Origin of the sequence: Klebsiella sp. C360 (assembly GCF_048822415.1) — a bacterium.
Taxonomy (GTDB): domain Bacteria; phylum Pseudomonadota; class Gammaproteobacteria; order Enterobacterales; family Enterobacteriaceae; genus Klebsiella; species Klebsiella quasipneumoniae.
On record NZ_JBMEZZ010000001.1, the window covers coordinates 1,148,677 to 1,165,422 of the forward strand.

Sequence of the window (16,746 nt, forward strand, 5' to 3'; positions counted from 1 at the left end):
TATGGCGCCGCAAGAACTCGTCGCTCCCCAGCCCGCTGAGTCCGAAGTGATTATCGAAACCCGCGGCCTGTCTCGCGTCTATCCCGGCGTGACCGCCCTGGATAATGTCAATTACCGGGTCTATCGAAATAAGGTCAACGTGCTGATCGGAGAAAATGGTGCGGGTAAATCCACCATGATGAAAATGCTTGCCGGTGTGGAAACGCCCTCCTCCGGGCAAATTATTCTCGATGGCGAAGCGGTTTCATTACATTCGACTCATCAGGCAGAAAAACTCGGCATCAGCATTATTTTCCAGGAGCTGAATTTATTTCCCAATATGAATGTGATGGACAACATCTTCATGGCAAATGAATTCTTTCAGAAAGGACGCATCAACGAAAAATACCAGTACGCGCTGGCCAAATCGCTGCTGGAGCGACTGGAGCTGGATGTCGATCCCTACACCCCGCTGGGCGAACTCGGTATCGGCCACCAGCAGTTAGTCGAGATTGCCCGCGCGCTGTCGAAAGACACCCGGGTGCTGATCATGGACGAACCCACCTCGGCGCTCAGCCAGTCTGAGGTGAAAGTGCTGTTCAAGGTGATCGCGCAGCTTAAGCGCCGCGGGGTGACCATTATTTATATCTCTCATCGCCTCGAAGAGCTGATGGAGATCGGCGACAACATCACCATTTTCCGCGACGGTCGCTTTATCAGCGAGCGTCACGTCAGCGACGCCAGCGTGCCGTGGATCATTGAGCAGATGGTCGGCGATAAGAAAAAACACTTTGATTATCAACCGGCGCCAAAAGGCAACGCGGTGCTTGACGTCAAGGGGCTGACCGCGCTGCATCCCAGCGGCGGCTACAAGCTCAATGACGTTACCTTCACTCTTAGCAAAGGCGAAGTGATCGGCATTTACGGCCTGCTGGGGGCCGGACGCACCGAGCTGTTTAAAGGTCTGGTGGGGCTGATGCCCTGCCAGCGCGGCGAGGTGCATCTCAACGGCGAAAGCATCGGCAAATCACGCTTTCAGCAGCGTCTGAAAAAGGGGCTGGCGCTGGTGCCGGAGGACCGCCAGGGCGAAGGCGTGGTGCAGATGATGTCGATTCAGGCCAACATGACGCTCTCTGATTTCAGCCTGCAGGGGTTTCGCCGCGCCTGGCGCTGGTTGAATCCGCAAAAAGAAGAGACCTGCGTGAAAACAATGATCCAGCAGCTGGCGATCAAGGTCAGCGACGCCAATTTGCCCATCACCTCGCTGAGCGGCGGTAATCAACAAAAAGTGGTGCTGGGTAAAGCGCTGATGACCCAGCCGCAGGTGGTGTTCCTCGACGAACCGACGCGCGGCATCGACGTCGGCGCGAAAACCGACGTCTATCACCTGATCGGCAAAATGGCCCAGCAGGGGCTGGCGGTGATGTTTTCATCTTCAGAGCTGGATGAGGTGATGGCCCTGGCCGACCGCATCCTGGTGATGGCCGATGGCCGCATTACCGCCGATCTACCGCGTCATGCGGTGACCCGCGAACAGTTAATCGCGGCTTCAACACCTCAAGATTAATCAGGCTGGAATCCATCATGAACCAGAAATATATGATTTATATGTACCTGCTGAAGGCCCGCACCTTTATCGCCCTGCTGCTGGTGATCGCATTCTTCAGCGTGATGGTACCCAACTTCCTGACCGCCTCTAACCTGCTGATCATGACCCAGCACGTGGCGATCACCGGCCTGCTGGCCATCGGCATGACGCTGGTCATTCTCACCGGCGGCATTGATTTGTCCGTCGGCGCGGTGGCGGGGATCTGCGGCATGGTGGCGGGCGCGCTGCTGACCAACGGCCTGCCGCTGTGGAACGGCGACATCCTCTTCTTTAACGTCCCGGAAGTGATCCTCTGCGTGGCGATCTTCGGCGTACTGGTCGGCCTGGTGAACGGCGCGGTGATCACCCGCTTCGGCGTGGCGCCGTTTATCTGCACCTTAGGCATGATGTACGTCGCCCGCGGCTCCGCGCTGCTGTTTAACGACGGGAGCACCTACCCGAATCTCAACGGTATGGAAGCGCTGGGCAACACCGGTTTCGCCACCCTCGGCTCCGGCACCCTGCTCGGCGTCTATCTTCCCATCTGGCTGATGATCGGCTTCCTGGTGCTGGGCTACTGGCTGACCACCAAAACGCCGCTTGGCCGCTACATCTACGCAATTGGCGGCAATGAGTCCGCCGCCCGCCTCGCCGGCGTGCCGATTGTGAAAGCGAAAATATTCGTCTATGCCTTCTCCGGCCTGTGCGCGGCCTTTGTCGGCCTGATCGTCGCATCACAGCTGCAAACCGCGCACCCGATGACCGGCAACATGTTTGAGATGGACGCCATCGGCGCCACCGTGCTCGGCGGCACCGCGCTGGCCGGCGGCCGTGGTCGGGTGACCGGCTCGATTATCGGCGCCTTCGTGATCGTCTTCCTTGCCGACGGCATGGTGATGATGGGCGTCAGCGACTTCTGGCAGATGGTGATCAAAGGCGTGGTGATCGTTACCGCCGTGGTCGTCGACCAGTTCCAGCAGAAGCTGCAGAGCAAGGTCATCCTGATGCGCCGCCATGAGGAGAAACTGGCCGCCCTCCCCCCCAACGGCGCCACCTCCAGCTAACCGGCAACGATTCACATCTTCCGCCGGGCCTGGTGCCCGGCTCAGCGAAAGGGAAAAAATATGCAACGAGATTTCCAGAACAAAACGGTGGTGATCACCGGCGCCTGCCGCGGCATTGGCGCGGGTATTGCCGAGCGCTTCGCCCGCGACGGCGCAAACCTGGTGATGGTCTCCAACGCCGAGCGCGTTCATGAGACCGCCGAAACCCTGCGTCAGCGCTATCAGGCGGATATTTTATCGCTGCAGGTCGATGTCACCGACGAAGCCCAGGTGCAGGGGCTGTATGAGCAGGCCGCCGCCCGCTTCGGCACCATTGACGTCTCGATTCAGAACGCCGGGGTCATCACCATTGATTACTACGATCGGATGCCAAAAGCCGATTTCGAGAAAGTGCTGGCGGTCAATACCACCGGCGTCTGGCTATGCTGCCGCGAGGCGGCCAAATATATGGTGAAACAGAACCACGGCAGCCTGATCAACACCTCATCCGGCCAGGGGCGTCAGGGCTTCATCTACACCCCGCACTATGCCGCCAGCAAGATGGGCGTGATCGGCATTACCCAAAGCCTGGCCCACGAGCTGGCGCCGTGGAATATCACCGTCAACGCCTTCTGCCCGGGCATTATTGAAAGCGAAATGTGGGATTACAACGACCGCGTGTGGGGCGAAATTCTCAGCACCGAGCAGAAGCGCTACGGCAAAGGCGAGCTGATGGCGGAGTGGGTCGAGGGCATTCCAATGAAGCGCGCCGGCAAGCCGGAAGATGTCGCCGGCCTGGTGGCGTTTCTCGCCTCCGACGACGCCCGCTATCTCACCGGACAGACCATTAATATCGATGGCGGTTTGATTATGTCCTGAGCACGGTAGCCCGGATTAGGCGCGACGCGCCGCTATCCGGGACGTCAGGCTCCCGACGTTCGACACTATATTGAAGAGAATAATCATTATGATCGGTAAAGACTTTGCACAACAGCTGTTTAGCCTGCAGGATCGCGTCGCCTTCGTTACCGGCGCCGGCAGCGGCATTGGCCAGACTATCGCCTGCAGTCTCGCCAGCGCCGGCGCGCGGGTGGTCTGTTTTGATCTTCGCGACGACGGCGGGCTGGCGGAAACGGTCAGTCATATTGAATCTATCGGCGGCCAGGCCTGCGCCTACACCGGCGACGTCCGCCAGCTGGCCGACCTGCGCGCCGCCGTCGCGCTGGCCAAAAGCCGCTTTGGCCGCCTCGACATCGCCGTCAACGCCGCCGGGATCGCCAACGCCAATCCGGCGCTGGTGATGGAGAGCGAGCAATGGCAGCGGGTGATCGATATCAATCTCACCGGGGTGTGGAATTCCTGCAAAGCGGAAGCGGAACTGATGGTGGAGTCCGGCGGCGGGTCGATTATCAACATCGCCTCGATGTCGGGGATTATCGTTAACCGCGGCCTCGACCAGGCGCATTATAACTGCTCCAAAGCCGGCGTGATCCATCTGTCGAAAAGCCTGGCGATGGAGTGGGTGGACAAAGGGATCCGCGTCAATTCCATCAGCCCGGGATATACCGCCACGCCGATGAATACCCGCCCGGAGATGGTGCACCAGACCCGCGAGTTTGAAAGCCAGACGCCGATGCAGCGGATGGCGAAGGTGGAAGAGATGGCCGGCCCGGCGCTGTTCCTCGCCAGCGACGCCGCCTCGTTCTGCACCGGCGTAGACCTGGTGGTCGACGGCGGGTTTGTCTGCTGGTGATCCTCTCCTGCTTCAGGGCGCCACGCTGCGGCGCCCCTCGCCATCCCCGCCGTTAACTCAGCGGATACTGTTGAAACGCCGGCAGCGCCTCTCCTTTCTCCGCCAGCGCGCGGATATGCGGAAACGCCGTTGCCGGCACCACCGTCGGGATCATCAACTGGATAAAGGACCAGACCACCGTGCTGGTGACCAACACCTGGTCCGGCTGCGCGGCGGCAACGCGGTCTGCCAGCCGGGCGTCCCATTCCTGACAGGCGGCGAGCAGTTGACCGGTCACCCGGGCTATCCACGGCTGATGCTGCTTCTCCTCCGGCCGCAAACGGTGCTCATAAACATGCTGGACCGCTTTTTCACTGGCGGCGAGGATCACCCCCAGCAGGTGCAGGTCGCGGGCCAGCGCCTCGGGATGCGCGGGAAGCAGCCGGCGTCCGGCGGGATGGGTCGTTTCGAAATAGTGGAGGATCAGCGTGGAGTCCATCAGCTGTGTCCCGTCATCGAGAACCACCGTCGGCGCCTTGACCACCGGATTAATACGGGAGAATTCATCAAAGCCGCTAAAGACCGACAGCGGCAGGCTCTCGAATTCCACGCCATAGAGCGCCAGAGAAACCGCCACGCGTCTTACATAAGGTGAATCCATCATACCAATGAGTTTCATCGTCACTCCTGCCTGCGATAAAGGGGTTGCTGGCTTACCTTACTGGAAAACCCGCCCCGCGAATATCAGGGGATGCTTACCGCAAAGGTTAGAAAAACTAACAAATTGGCGTCACGGGATAGTCCGCCTGTCTCCCCTGTGCTATACCGACTGAGAGCGCCTGAAGCCCGTCCACTGTCTGCTCGCGGCGGCTTTAGAACCCGCTAACCCGGTAGTAACGTTAACGTATTGACGCCCTGACAAGAGAGATCACCATGGCAGATTTTCCCCCTGTCGCCAGCCTGCGCAGCTTTGAGGCGGTGGCGCGCCTCGGCAGCGTGACGCAGGCCGCCCACGAGATGAGCGTGACCCATTCGGCGGTCAGCCAGCACATCAAACAGCTTGAAGCCCTGGTCGGCGTCACACTGTTTGTCCGCCACGGCCGCGGGGTGCGCATCACGGAAGAGGGGCGGCTTTATGCCCTGCAAATCCGCGAGGCGTTACAGCACATCGCCGACGCCACGCGGATGGTGCAGATCAAACCCCGCACGATGGAACTGACCCTGGCGACGCTCCCCTCCTTTGGCTGCCACTGGCTGCTGCCGCGGCTGGCGCGCTTTCAGGCGCGGCATCCGCAGATCGCGGTGCGCCTGCTGACCAGCCTGGCGGTGGTTAACCTGCAGCAGGAGGGTATCGATCTGGCCATTCGCATGGGGCAAGGCGACTGGGAGGGGATGGAAAGCCGACATCTGTTTGCCGATGAACAGCTGGTGGTGGCCGCGCCGCACTATCGCGGCGGCGACCTGCCGACCACCCCGCAGGCGATCGCCGCCAGCGATATCGTTTTTTCCATGGAGTCCTGGAACGCCTGGTGCAGCCAGGCGGGGCTGGAAAAGACCATCATCCCTGCGGGCCTGCGCCTGAACGACTCCAACCTGGTGCTGGAGGCGGTTCGCCTGGGAGCGGGCGTGGCGCTGGAGCGGCGCTCGCTGGTGGCGGGGGCGATAGCCCGCGGCGAGCTGGTGCAGCTCACCGCCGTCACCGTCCCCTACCCCTGGCACTACTGGCTGACCGTCTCCCCGCAGGCGGAGAACCGCCCGGAAGTCGCCCGATTCATCGCCTGGCTGGAGGAGGAGATCGCCCTCTGGCGCCAGCAGCTCAGCGCTTAGCCTTCCGCCGACGGCGGCAGGCCCGCCCGGGCGGCGTGCTCCTGGGAGAGACGCCAGAAATCGTGCCCGGCGGGATACTGATAGAGGCGCAGGGAAAATTGCCCGGCCACCGCGGTAATGTACTCAAATATCGCCGACTGGGTATTCTCGTAGTCTTTCCACAGCGTCGAAGAGGTAAAGCAGTAAATCTCTAACGGGATGCCCGACGGCGACGGTTTCAGCGTCCTCGCCACAATATACATCTCCTTAATAATATCCGGTCGCTCGGCGAGATAGTGCATCAGGTAGTGGCGAAACAGGGTCAGGTTGGTCAGGCCGTTATCGACAAACCAGCGGTCCGCCACGCCGCCGGGATCGCGACCGTCAAGCAGCGTGGTCAGAGGCTCGCTTACCCCGCGGATAGTCAGCATCGAGGAGAGCATCTCCTGGTTGAGAAAACGCACCGAGTGCTGATCGATGGCGATACTGCGCATGATCCGCCGCGCCCCGGAGGAGAACATCGCCTGCCAGTTGGTATAGGTCTCGGTGAGGAAATTCTTGGTGGGAATACGGGAAATGGTATTGTCCCAGTTACGGATGGTAATGGTGTGCAGCGCGATATCCGTCACCTCACCGCTGAGGTTCTTGTCAGGCATTTCAATCCAGTCCCCCAGCTGGAGCACGTCGTTGGACGACAGCTGAACGTTCGCCACCAGCGACAGCAGGGTATGCTGGAAGACGATCATCAGCACCGCCGCCACCGCCCCCAGACTGGAGATAATAATGATCGGCGATTTGTTCGACATCACGGCGAGGATCATAATCGCCGCCAGGATGTGGACTAAGATTTTGCCTATCTGGATATAGCCCTTAATGGAATGATTTTTACGTTTGGTTTTTCGCAGATAAGAGCTGTTGACAATATCCAGCATCTCGTTGAAAAACACCGACATAAAAATAAAAAACAAGATCCCGCAGATGGTATTAATCGCCGTCACCAGCGATGCCGGCATCGCCGGCATAAACTGCAGAACGTAATAGACGATAATAACCGGAATGAAATTGGACAGCTTTTCGGCGATGCGTCGATCCTTCTCCAGCGGCACGTCCTGTTTATGGCTACCAAAGAAGACCTTACGCACCACTTTAATCAGCAAGAACTTGCATAAAAGGTGGGCAAATATGCCAGAGAGCAGCAGCAGAATAAGGTTAAATCCCACCGCCAGCGCCGGATTACTCTCAATAAACGTCAGTAGATGATTCACATACGCCATGCTTTATCGCCTGAATAACTATGCCATTTCGCTAACTGCTTTATCACAAGGGCATATATTGGAAAATTTTAATCAATCCGCATCATGGCATATCGCTTAGCGTAACGTCCATGCGCGCACCGCTGCTAATCATTCACGGGATTTATGTCATAGTTTGCATTAATCATTATCTACGCTCACTATAAAGAGGCTTGTTATGAGGACGGAATAAGTCCAGGAGGAAACATGTTTAAAACGCTTACCGCTATTATCGCCTTAGCCGCCTCCGCCAGCGTCATGGCGCAAGGCGACGTCACGCTGAACAGTCTGGCCCACGATACCGCCACCCGGGCGTCGTTTAACCAAATGGTCAAAGGCCATCAGCTGCCCGCCTGGGTGACCACCGGCGGCACCGGGTCGCCGGCGCAGACGGTGAAGCTGGGTAGCGAATCCTGGCAGGTGTTAAGCGCCTGCAAACCCCACGACTGCGGCCATGAGCGTATCGCGGTGATCTGGTCGGAAAAAACCAAACAGATGTCAGGCGTTTACTCGGTGGTCGATGAAAAAACCGACCAGGAGAAGCTGACCTGGCTTAACGTCAGCGACGCCCTGTCCATTGATGGCAAAACCGTGCTGTTTGCCGCCCTCAGCGGCAGCCTCGACAACCATCCGGACGCTTTTAACTACCAGTAACGGCCCGTCGCCCCCGTCAGTCTTTCCCCGACGGGGGCTCCCCTGACTAGCCATCCGGGAACATCACGCTGTTCCCCGGCGCTTCCCTGTGCAGATGGATAAAGTTCAGGTGCCGCTCGTACTGGTCGAGAATATCGGTGATCACCTGCTCTTTGCTGTAGTCCATCAGGTCGTTACCCTGGCTGCCCTCCAGCAGGAAGGTCTCCAGCCGGTAATAGGTGGATTTCCCGCTGCGCGCCCGATAGGTAAAGCCCGGCACCGAGTACTGCTGCGGCCAGATCTTGTAGATAAAGTTCTGCTCGTCGCCCATGTGCACCAGCAGATCGAGGTGACCAAGGTTCTCGCCCTCTTCCGGCGGCAGGCTCTTCAGTTCCACCGCGGCGCCGCGCAGCCGCAGCTCCTGGGCAACCTCCTCCATCGCCGGGAAGCACACCGTCTCCATCATCTGTTTGGTATAGCGCGTGCCCGGGTAATTCATCAGCCGCGACAGGCGCTTCTTCCAGCTCAGCCGATCCTGCAGGCCGAGCGGGCGCGGGGCAGTGTCGCGGCTGGCGCTGACCCGGCGGTAATCTTCCACCTTCAGGGACTTATACAGTCCGGCCATCACGAAGAAAATCACAAAGCTGAACGGCAGCCCCATGATCACCGTGGTGTTCTGCAGCGCCGAGATGCCGTTGGTCATCAGCATCCCGAGGGTCAACAGACCGATAGCCACCGACCAGAAGATGCGCAGCCAGTTCGGGGAGTCGCTGTTGATGTCCTTCAGCTTCGAGGTAAAGTTTCCCAGCACCAGCGCGCCGGAGTCGGCAGAGGTGACGTAGAACAGCAGACCGGTAATGGTCGCCACCGACGCGCTAAAGGTAAACGCCGGATACTGCGCCAGCAGGCTGTAGAAGCCGCGCTCCGGGTGGAGCATCGCCTCCCCGGCAAAGGCCGCGTCGCCGTGGATGATCTCATACAGCGCGCTGTTGCCGAACACCGACAGCCACAGCAGGGTAAAGGTGAACGGAATAATCAGGGTGCCCATCACAAACTGGCGGATGGTGCGCCCGCGCGAAATGCGCGCCAGGAACAGGCCAACGAACGGCGACCAGGCCACCCACCACGCCCAGAAAAAGAGCGTCCAGTTGTTCATCCACTCCACCGGGCGGTCGAAGGCGAAGCTGTTCAGCGTCATGCCCATAAAGCGGTTGACGTAGTCGCCGACGTTCAGCACTAACGCATTGAGCAGGAAGGAGGTATCGCCCATGAACAGCACGAACAGGATCAGCCCCAGCGCGAGGGCGACGTTCAGCTCGGAGAGCACGCGGATGCCCTTGTCCACCCCGGAGGTGACCGAGATGGTGGCGATGATCACCGACAGCGCTATCAGGGCCGCCTTCGCCGCCAGCGAGTCAGGAATATCGAACAGCACGCTCAGACCGTAGTTGAGCTGCACCACGCCAATGCCGAGGGTGGTGGCGATGCCGAAGATGGTGCCGATCACCGCCGCGATATCGACGCTGTGGCCGATGGGGCCATTAATCTTTTTCCCGAAGATAGGATAGAGCGCCGAGCGGATGGTGAGCGGCAAATTATAACGATAGCTAAAGTATCCCAGCGCCATGCCCATCAGGGCATACATCGACCAGCCGGTGAGTCCGTAGTGGAATAGCGTCCACACCATCGCCTGGCGCGCCGCCTCGATGGTCTGCCCCGCCCCTTCCGGCGGCTGCATATATTGCGTCACCGGTTCGGCGACCGAGAAGAACATCAGGTCGATGCCGATCCCGGCGGCGAACAGCATCGCCGCCCAGCTCAGCAGGCTGAACTCGGGCTTAGACTGCTCCGGCCCGAGCTTCACCGAGCCGAAGCGCGAACAGGCAATGCAGACGACGAAGACGATATACAGCGTCGCCGCCAGCAGATAGTACCAGCCGAAGGTTTTCGACACCCAGTCCAGGGTGCGCCCAATCCACTCGGCAGAAAAATCGCGAAAAAAGATCGTCATCAGGGAAAACAACAAAATCAGTCCGGCCGAGGTATAAAAAACCACCGGATTGATTTTGTCCTTTTCTCTGTTTTGCGAAAGATCTGTCATCCAGTATCCCCACTGTTTTTGTAACTATTAAAATTCAATAACGTAACAATTAAGACACATTTTATATTGAACGTCCAATCAAAAACCGCTTTAATAGTTAACCAACGCTGATGAATGGAGTGGCAAAAATGCCCAAACTGGGGATGCAGCCAATCCGGCGCAGGCAACTGATCGACGCCACGCTGGACGCAATAAATGAAGTCGGAATGCACGACGCGACCATCGCGCAGATCGCCCGGCGGGCGGGCGTATCGACGGGGATCATCAGTCACTATTTCAAAGACAAAAATGGTCTGCTGGAAGCAACCATGCGCGACATCACCAGCCAGCTGCGCGACGCGGTGCTTAACCGTCTACACGCCCTGCCGGACGGCAGCGCCGGAAAGCGTCTGCAGGCGATAGTCGGCGGCAACTTTGACGAGACGCAGATCAGCAGCGCGGCGATGAAGGCCTGGCTGGCCTTCTGGGCCAGCAGCATGCACCAGCCGATGCTCTACCGCCTGCAGCAGGTGAGCAGCCGCCGCCTGCTGTCAAACCTGGTGTACGAGTTCCGCCGCGAGCTGCCGCGCGAGCAGGCCCAGGAGGCCGGCTACGGGCTGGCGGCGCTGATAGACGGCCTGTGGCTGCGGGCGGCGCTCAGCGGCAAACCGCTGGATAAGACGCTGGCGCAGTCGCTGACCAGCCACTTTATTCGTCAGCATTTACCGAACCCATAACCGAGGAGGCGTTATGTCCCGAATGGCAGAACAGCAGCTTTATATTAATGGTGGTTATACATCGGCCACCAGCGGTCGCACCTTCGAGACCATCAACCCTGCCACTGGCGAGGTGCTGGCGACCGTTCAGACTGCCGGACGCGAGGATGTCGACCGCGCCGTTGAGAGCGCGCGGCGCGGGCAAAAAATCTGGGCGGCGATGACCGCCATGGAACGCTCGCGCATCCTGCGTCGCGCCGTCGATATCCTGCGCGAGCGGAACGACGAGCTGGCAAAGCTGGAAACCCTCGACACCGGTAAAGCGTATTCCGAAACCTCAACCGTGGACATCGTCACCGGCGCCGACGTGCTGGAGTATTACGCGGGGCTGATCCCGGCGCTGGAAGGCAGTCAGATCCCCCTGCGCGAGACATCGTTCGTCTACACCCGCCGCGAACCGCTGGGTGTGGTGGCCGGGATCGGCGCATGGAACTATCCGATCCAGATCGCCCTGTGGAAATCGGCGCCAGCGCTGGCCGCCGGCAATGCAATGATTTTCAAACCGAGCGAAGTCACCCCGCTCACCGCCCTCAGGCTGGCGGAAATTTACAGCGAAGCGGGCCTGCCGGACGGGGTGTTTAACGTCCTGCCGGGCGTGGGTGCGGAGACCGGCCAGTACCTGACTGAACATCCGGGCATCGCTAAAGTCTCCTTTACCGGCGGCGTCGCCAGCGGCAAAAAGGTGATGGCCAACTCCGCAGCCTCATCGCTGAAAGAGGTCACCATGGAGCTGGGCGGTAAATCGCCGCTGATTATTTTCGACGATGCGGATCTCGATCTCGCGGCCGACATCGCCATGATGGCCAACTTCTTCAGCTCCGGCCAGGTGTGCACCAACGGCACCCGCGTGTTCGTCCCCGCGAAGGTTAAGGCGGCGTTTGAGCAGAAAATCGTTGAGCGCGTGGGCCGCATCCGCGCGGGCGATCTGTTCGATGAAACCACCAACTTTGGCCCGCTGGTCAGCTTCCCGCACCGTGACAATGTGCTGCGCTACATCGCCAAAGGCAAAGCAGAAGGCGCGCGCGTGCTGTGCGGCGGCGACGTGCTGAAGGGCGAAGGCTTTGACAACGGCGCATGGGTGGCCCCGACGGTGTTTACCGACTGCACCGATGAGATGACCATCGTGCGCGAGGAGATCTTCGGCCCGGTGATGTCCATCCTCACCTACGCGTCCGAAGAAGAAGCGATCCGCCGCGCCAACGATACCGACTACGGTCTGGCGGCGGGTATCGTCACTGCCGACCTGAACCGCGCCCACGGCGCCATTCATCAGCTGGAAGCCGGCATCTGCTGGATCAACAGCTGGGGGGAATCCCCGGCGGAGATGCCGGTCGGCGGTTATAAGCACTCCGGTATTGGCCGCGAGAACGGCGTGATGACCCTGCAGAGTTACACCCAGGTGAAGTCCATCCAGGTTGAGATGGGTAAATTCCAGTCCATATTTTAACCGGGAGGTTTTTTTGCAATTTGACTACATCATTATTGGCGCCGGCTCCGCCGGCAACGTTCTGGCGACACGACTGACTGAAGATCCAAACACCACCGTCCTGCTGCTGGAGGCCGGCGGCCCGGACTACCGGTTCGATTTTCGCACCCAGATGCCCGCCGCGCTGGCTTACCCGCTGCAGGGCAAACGCTACAACTGGGCCTACGAGACCGAACCGGAGCCCTATATGAACCACCGCCGCATGGAGTGCGGGCGCGGCAAAGGGCTCGGCGGCTCCTCGCTGATTAACGGCATGTGCTACATTCGCGGCAACGCTCTGGACCTCGATAACTGGGCCGCCGCCCCGGGACTGGAACACTGGAGCTATCTCGACTGCCTGCCCTACTACCGGAAAGCGGAAACCCGCGATATCGGGCCCAACGACTATCACGGCGGCGATGGCCCGGTGAGCGTCACCACGCCGAAGCCGGGCAATAATCCGCTCTTCGAGGCGATGGTTGAAGCCGGGGTGCAGGCGGGGTATCCGCGCACCGACGATCTCAACGGCTACCAACAGGAAGGCTTTGGTCCGATGGACCGCACCGTGACGCCGCAGGGCCGTCGCGCCAGCACCGCCCGCGGCTATCTCGACCAGGCGCGCGGTCGCCCCAACCTGACCATCCGCACCCATGCGCTGACCGATCACATTATTTTTTCCGGCAAGCGCGCGGTGGGCGTCGAGTGGCTGGAGGGGGAAAGCACTATCCCGTCAAAAGCGACGGCCAACAAAGAGGTGCTGCTGTGCGCCGGGGCGATTGCCTCGCCGCAGATCCTGCAGCGCTCCGGCGTCGGCAACCCCGAGCTGCTCAGGCAGTTCGATATCCCGGTGGTGCACGATCTCCCCGGCGTGGGTGAGAATCTGCAGGACCATCTGGAGATGTACCTGCAGTACGAGTGCAAAGAGCCGGTGTCGCTCTACCCGGCGCTGCAGTGGTGGAACCAGCCGAAGATCGGCGCCGAGTGGCTGTTCGGCGGCACCGGGATCGGCGCCAGCAACCAGTTCGAAGCGGGCGGTTTTATCCGCAGCCGCGCAGAGTTCGCCTGGCCGAACATTCAGTACCATTTCCTGCCGGTGGCGATTAACTACAATGGCTCCAACGCGGTGAAAGAGCACGGCTTCCAGTGCCACGTCGGCTCGATGCGCTCCCCCAGCCGCGGCCACGTGCGTCTGAAGTCGCGCGACCCGCACGCCCATCCGGCGATCCTGTTTAACTATATGTCCCATGTGCAGGACTGGCAGGAGTTCCGCGACGCCATTCGCATCACCCGGGAGATCATGAACCAGCCGGCGCTGGATAAGTATCGCGGCCGCGAAATCAGTCCGGGTATTGACTGCCAGAGCGATGCCGAGCTGGATGAGTTTGTGCGCAACCACGCCGAGACCGCGTTCCACCCGTGCGGGACCTGTAAGATGGGTTACGACGAGATGGCGGTGGTCGACGGCGAAGGCCGGGTCCACGGTCTGGAAGGCGTGCGGGTGGTCGATGCGTCAATTATGCCGCAGATCATCACCGGCAACCTGAACGCCACCACCATTATGATCGGCGAGAAGATGGCTGACGCCATTCGCGGCCGCCAGCCGCTGCCGCGCAGCACCGCGGCGTATTATGTCGCTGGCGACGCGCCGGTTCGCCGCTAATCGTTTAGGCCGGATGGCGGCTATGCCTTGCCCGGCCTACGATCCGGGCGGCCAGCGGTTAATGTAGCCACTTACGCTACCGGTATCGGCGGCGTCAAAATCGCAGAGGCGTTCCCGGAAGGTCGGGACAGCCTCTGATGTTAGCGAAACGCCTCCAGGCGTTTGATCTGCTGCCCGTCGGCAGTAAAGTTCTCCACCGCCAGCCATGCCCGCAGCGCCGCATCGCGCGCAGGCCACTCGCCATCGATGATGGACAGCATATCGCTGTCGCGCGTCCGCCCTTTGCGCACCAGCCTCTGCCGCAGGCGCCCTTCCCAGCTAAAGCCCAGCCGCTCGGCGGCCCGGCGCGAGGCGACATTCATCGAATCGCATTTCCACTCCAGCCGACGGTAGCCGTGGTCAAAGCCGTTCTTCAGCAACAGCCAGACCGCTTCGGTACCCAGCGGGGTGTTTTTCATCCGTCGCGACCAGGTGACATGGCCGATCTCAACCGTGCCCATTTCCCGTTCGATCGCCATATAGCTGACGATACCCACCGCCTGCTCGCTACGCAGGTCAATCACCGCGTACGGCACCAGGGCATCATCATTCACCTTGCCCGCGATCCAGTGGGCGGTCGCCGCCACGCTCTCCGGCCGCGTAGACGCCAGCCACGTCCAGTCGCTGTTGTCGCCGAGCGCATAGGCGGCAAACAGATCCGCCGCATGACGGTCAACGTCCAGCGGCTCCAGTCGACAAAAACGGCCATTTAACGCCGTTCGCCGCAGGACTCGCGCCCCCTGCCAGCCAGGGACAAGATCGTTCACCTGCTGGCCAAACTCATTGATTTCCGGCACACCCACCTCCTCGCAATAGACAATGCGTTATAGCAAGAAGCCAGCAGCCGAGAAAGGCGCTTCTGCACGCCTGGCAATAACCTGTCGTTCTTGATTATGCGTTTTTAGCATAAGGATATCCTTATTTTGACTTTACGCCTTTTGGCAAGCGGCCTAACGTAGCGAAGCATAAAAAATTAAAATAACCATTTTTCAGGGATTGCATATGACCAAGAAACTGTTGCCTTTACTGGTACTGACGGCGCTCTCCGCCGCCGCGCATGCCGCCACGCCGCCCAACACGCTGGTGGTCGCCCAGGGTCTCGACGATATCGTCAGTCTCGACCCGGCGGAAGCGAACGAACTCTCCAGCATTCAGACGGTGCCCAGCCTCTACCAGCGTCTGGTACAGCCGGACCGCAACAACCCTGAAAAAATCGTACCGATCCTCGCCGAAAGCTGGCAGGCCGACCCGGCGGCGAAAACCCTGACCATCAAACTGAAGCCGGATGCCAAATTCGCCTCCGGTAATCCGCTGCGCCCGGAAGATGTGATTTTCTCTTACACCCGCGCGGTGACGCTGAATAAATCGCCGGCGTTTATTCTCAACGTGCTCGGCTGGCAGCCGGACAACATCGCCAGCCAGCTGAAAAAGGTTGACGACCATACCCTGACGCTGCACTGGACTGCCGACGTCAGCCCGGCGGTGGCGCTGAATATACTCTCCACCCCCATCGCCTCCATCGTTGATGAAAAACAGGTGGCGCCGAACGCGAAAAATAACGACTTCGGCAACGACTGGCTGAAGATGCACTCGGCGGGCAGCGGCGCCTATAAAATGCGCGTCTACCAGCCGCATCAGGCCATCGTGCTGGAAGCCAACGCCAGCTCCCCCACCGGCGCGCCGAAGATCAAGAGCATCATTATTAAAAACGTCCCCGACCCGGCTTCCCGCCGCCTGCTGATCCAGCAGGGGGATGCCGACGTGGCGCGCGATCTCGGCGCTGACCAGATTGCCGCCCTGCAGGATAAACCCGGCGTGAAGGTGCTGAGCATCCCGTCCGCCGAGCAGAACTATCTGGTGTTTAATACCGCCAACAGCGCCAACCCGCTGCTCAATAATCCGGCCTTCTGGGAGGCGGCGCGCTGGCTGGTCGATTATGAGGGCATCACCAAAAATCTGCTGAAAGGCCAGTACTTTATTCACCAAAGCTTCCTGCCGGCCGGCCTGCCGGGGGCGCTGGAGACCAATCCATTCGCCTTCGACCCGCAAAAAGCTAAGGCTATCCTTGATAAAGCGGGCATTAAGGATGCGCACTTCACCCTCGACGTGGAGAACAAACCGCCGTTTATCACCATCGCCCAGTCGCTGCAGGCCAGCTTTGCCCAGGGCGGGGTGAAGGTGGATCTCCTGCCGGCCGCCGGCAGCCAGGTCTATGCCCGGGTGCGCGCGAAGCAGCATCAGGCGGCGATCCGCCTGTGGATCCCCGACTACTTTGATGCCCACTCTAACGCCAGCGCCTTCGCGTGGAACGATGGTAAATCCAGCACCGTGGCCGGGCTCAACGGCTGGCAGATCCCTGAGCTGAATAAAGCCACCCTCGCCGCGGTGGCGGAGCCGGACCCGGCGAAACGCCTCGACCTGTACAAAACGATGCAGGAAACCCTGCTGCAGCATTCGCCATACGTCTTTATTGACCAGGGGAAAACCCAGATCGTGGTGCGCGATAACGTGAAGGGCTATCAGCAGGGGCTGAACGCCGACATGGTCTGGTACGATAACGTGACCAAGTAAGCGGGTTATGTTACCGGGCACGGCGGTCTCGCCCTGCCCGGATGACCGTTTCTCCACCCGGACCCGGTGGACGTCGCGCCGC

Annotated in this window: 14 protein-coding genes; 10 read left to right on the forward strand and 4 right to left on the reverse strand. The window is 60.2% G+C overall.

Annotation, left to right across the window (positions count from 1 at the left end):
- Position 1 precedes the first annotated feature (1 nt).
- The 4 genes from ACOI7D_RS05710 to ACOI7D_RS05725 all read left to right on the forward strand — a co-directional run bounded on the left by ACOI7D_RS05710 (position 2) and on the right by ACOI7D_RS05725 (position 4,363).
- A complete protein-coding gene (locus ACOI7D_RS05710) occupies positions 2-1,546 on the forward strand; it encodes a sugar ABC transporter ATP-binding protein (protein WP_023288767.1) in 1,545 nt (514 codons plus the stop codon).
- Between the two features lie 17 nt (positions 1,547-1,563).
- Positions 1,564-2,631 carry an ABC transporter permease gene (locus tag ACOI7D_RS05715; RefSeq protein WP_023288766.1) on the forward strand — a complete coding sequence of 356 codons (1,068 nt, stop codon included), beginning with the start codon at positions 1,564-1,566 and terminating at the stop codon, positions 2,629-2,631.
- Positions 2,632-2,691: 60 nt separating this feature from the next.
- Positions 2,692-3,489 (forward strand): SDR family oxidoreductase, encoded by a 798-nt coding sequence (locus ACOI7D_RS05720; RefSeq protein WP_002893589.1) that lies wholly within the window; start codon positions 2,692-2,694, stop codon positions 3,487-3,489.
- An 88-nt stretch (positions 3,490-3,577) separates the two neighbouring features.
- On the forward strand, positions 3,578-4,363 hold the full coding sequence (locus tag ACOI7D_RS05725; protein ID WP_109546564.1) for an SDR family oxidoreductase: 786 nt from the start codon (positions 3,578-3,580) through the stop codon (positions 4,361-4,363).
- Between the two features lie 52 nt (positions 4,364-4,415).
- Here the strand turns inward: ACOI7D_RS05725 and ACOI7D_RS05730 are convergent, their stop codons facing one another.
- Complete coding sequence (locus ACOI7D_RS05730; protein ID WP_109546565.1) at positions 4,416-5,021, reverse strand: glutathione S-transferase family protein; 606 nt, start codon at positions 5,019-5,021, stop codon at positions 4,416-4,418.
- A 254-nt stretch (positions 5,022-5,275) separates the two neighbouring features.
- Here ACOI7D_RS05730 and ACOI7D_RS05735 point away from each other — a divergent pair, with 254 nt between their 5' ends.
- Positions 5,276-6,169, forward strand: coding sequence for a LysR substrate-binding domain-containing protein (locus ACOI7D_RS05735; protein WP_023288763.1), 894 nt, complete (start codon positions 5,276-5,278; stop codon positions 6,167-6,169).
- On the opposite strand, the gene ACOI7D_RS05740 is transcribed toward ACOI7D_RS05735, so the two are convergent.
- A complete protein-coding gene (locus tag ACOI7D_RS05740) occupies positions 6,166-7,422 on the reverse strand; it encodes a mechanosensitive ion channel family protein (protein WP_023288762.1) in 1,257 nt (418 codons plus the stop codon). The two genes, ACOI7D_RS05735 and ACOI7D_RS05740, sit on opposite strands and share 4 nt — an antisense overlap.
- 225 nt (positions 7,423-7,647) lie before the next feature.
- Between ACOI7D_RS05740 and ivy the strand changes: the two genes are divergently transcribed.
- Positions 7,648-8,094 carry an Ivy family C-type lysozyme inhibitor gene (ivy, locus tag ACOI7D_RS05745; protein ID WP_023288761.1) on the forward strand — a complete coding sequence of 149 codons (447 nt, stop codon included), beginning with the start codon at positions 7,648-7,650 and terminating at the stop codon, positions 8,092-8,094.
- Positions 8,095-8,140: 46 nt separating this feature from the next.
- Here ivy and betT read toward each other — a convergent pair whose 3' ends face one another.
- Positions 8,141-10,174 (reverse strand): choline BCCT transporter BetT, encoded by a 2,034-nt coding sequence (gene betT, locus ACOI7D_RS05750; protein ID WP_023288760.1) that lies wholly within the window; start codon positions 10,172-10,174, stop codon positions 8,141-8,143.
- Between the two features lie 128 nt (positions 10,175-10,302).
- Between betT and betI the strand changes: the two genes are divergently transcribed.
- From betI to betA, 3 genes are read left to right on the forward strand one after another with little or no spacing between them, the layout of a single operon-like run.
- On the forward strand, positions 10,303-10,890 hold the full coding sequence (betI, locus tag ACOI7D_RS05755; protein ID WP_064155084.1) for a transcriptional regulator BetI: 588 nt from the start codon (positions 10,303-10,305) through the stop codon (positions 10,888-10,890).
- A 13-nt stretch (positions 10,891-10,903) separates the two neighbouring features.
- Entirely contained in the window at positions 10,904-12,376 is a 1,473-nt protein-coding gene (gene betB / locus ACOI7D_RS05760; RefSeq protein ID WP_109546567.1) for a betaine-aldehyde dehydrogenase, read from the forward strand.
- Positions 12,377-12,389: 13 nt separating this feature from the next.
- On the forward strand, positions 12,390-14,054 hold the full coding sequence (gene betA / locus ACOI7D_RS05765; protein ID WP_109546568.1) for a choline dehydrogenase: 1,665 nt from the start codon (positions 12,390-12,392) through the stop codon (positions 14,052-14,054).
- Between the two features lie 140 nt (positions 14,055-14,194).
- On the opposite strand, the gene ACOI7D_RS05770 is transcribed toward betA, so the two are convergent.
- A complete protein-coding gene (locus ACOI7D_RS05770; protein WP_032455045.1) occupies positions 14,195-14,890 on the reverse strand; it encodes a GNAT family N-acetyltransferase in 696 nt (231 codons plus the stop codon).
- A 205-nt stretch (positions 14,891-15,095) separates the two neighbouring features.
- Between ACOI7D_RS05770 and ACOI7D_RS05775 the strand changes: the two genes are divergently transcribed.
- On the forward strand, positions 15,096-16,664 hold the full coding sequence (locus tag ACOI7D_RS05775; protein ID WP_032455044.1) for an ABC transporter substrate-binding protein: 1,569 nt from the start codon (positions 15,096-15,098) through the stop codon (positions 16,662-16,664).
- The last annotated feature ends 82 nt before the right edge of the window (positions 16,665-16,746 follow it).

Coding starts and splice junctions, on each gene's coding strand:
- ACOI7D_RS05720 (WP_002893589.1), top strand. CDS start 2,692: ATGCAACGAGATTTCCAGAACAAAACGGTGGTGATCACCGGCGCCTGC.
- ACOI7D_RS05735 (WP_023288763.1), top strand. CDS start 5,276: ATGGCAGATTTTCCCCCTGTCGCCAGCCTGCGCAGCTTTGAGGCGGTG.
- betT (WP_023288760.1), bottom strand. CDS start 10,174: ATGACAGATCTTTCGCAAAACAGAGAAAAGGACAAAATCAATCCGGTG.
- ACOI7D_RS05710 (WP_023288767.1), top strand. CDS start 2: ATGGCGCCGCAAGAACTCGTCGCTCCCCAGCCCGCTGAGTCCGAAGTG.
- ACOI7D_RS05715 (WP_023288766.1), top strand. CDS start 1,564: ATGAACCAGAAATATATGATTTATATGTACCTGCTGAAGGCCCGCACC.
- ACOI7D_RS05725 (WP_109546564.1), top strand. CDS start 3,578: ATGATCGGTAAAGACTTTGCACAACAGCTGTTTAGCCTGCAGGATCGC.
- ACOI7D_RS05730 (WP_109546565.1), bottom strand. CDS start 5,021: ATGAAACTCATTGGTATGATGGATTCACCTTATGTAAGACGCGTGGCG.
- betB (WP_109546567.1), top strand. CDS start 10,904: ATGTCCCGAATGGCAGAACAGCAGCTTTATATTAATGGTGGTTATACA.
- betI (WP_064155084.1), top strand. CDS start 10,303: ATGCCCAAACTGGGGATGCAGCCAATCCGGCGCAGGCAACTGATCGAC.
- ivy (WP_023288761.1), top strand. CDS start 7,648: ATGTTTAAAACGCTTACCGCTATTATCGCCTTAGCCGCCTCCGCCAGC.
- ACOI7D_RS05775 (WP_032455044.1), top strand. CDS start 15,096: ATGACCAAGAAACTGTTGCCTTTACTGGTACTGACGGCGCTCTCCGCC.
- ACOI7D_RS05740 (WP_023288762.1), bottom strand. CDS start 7,422: ATGGCGTATGTGAATCATCTACTGACGTTTATTGAGAGTAATCCGGCG.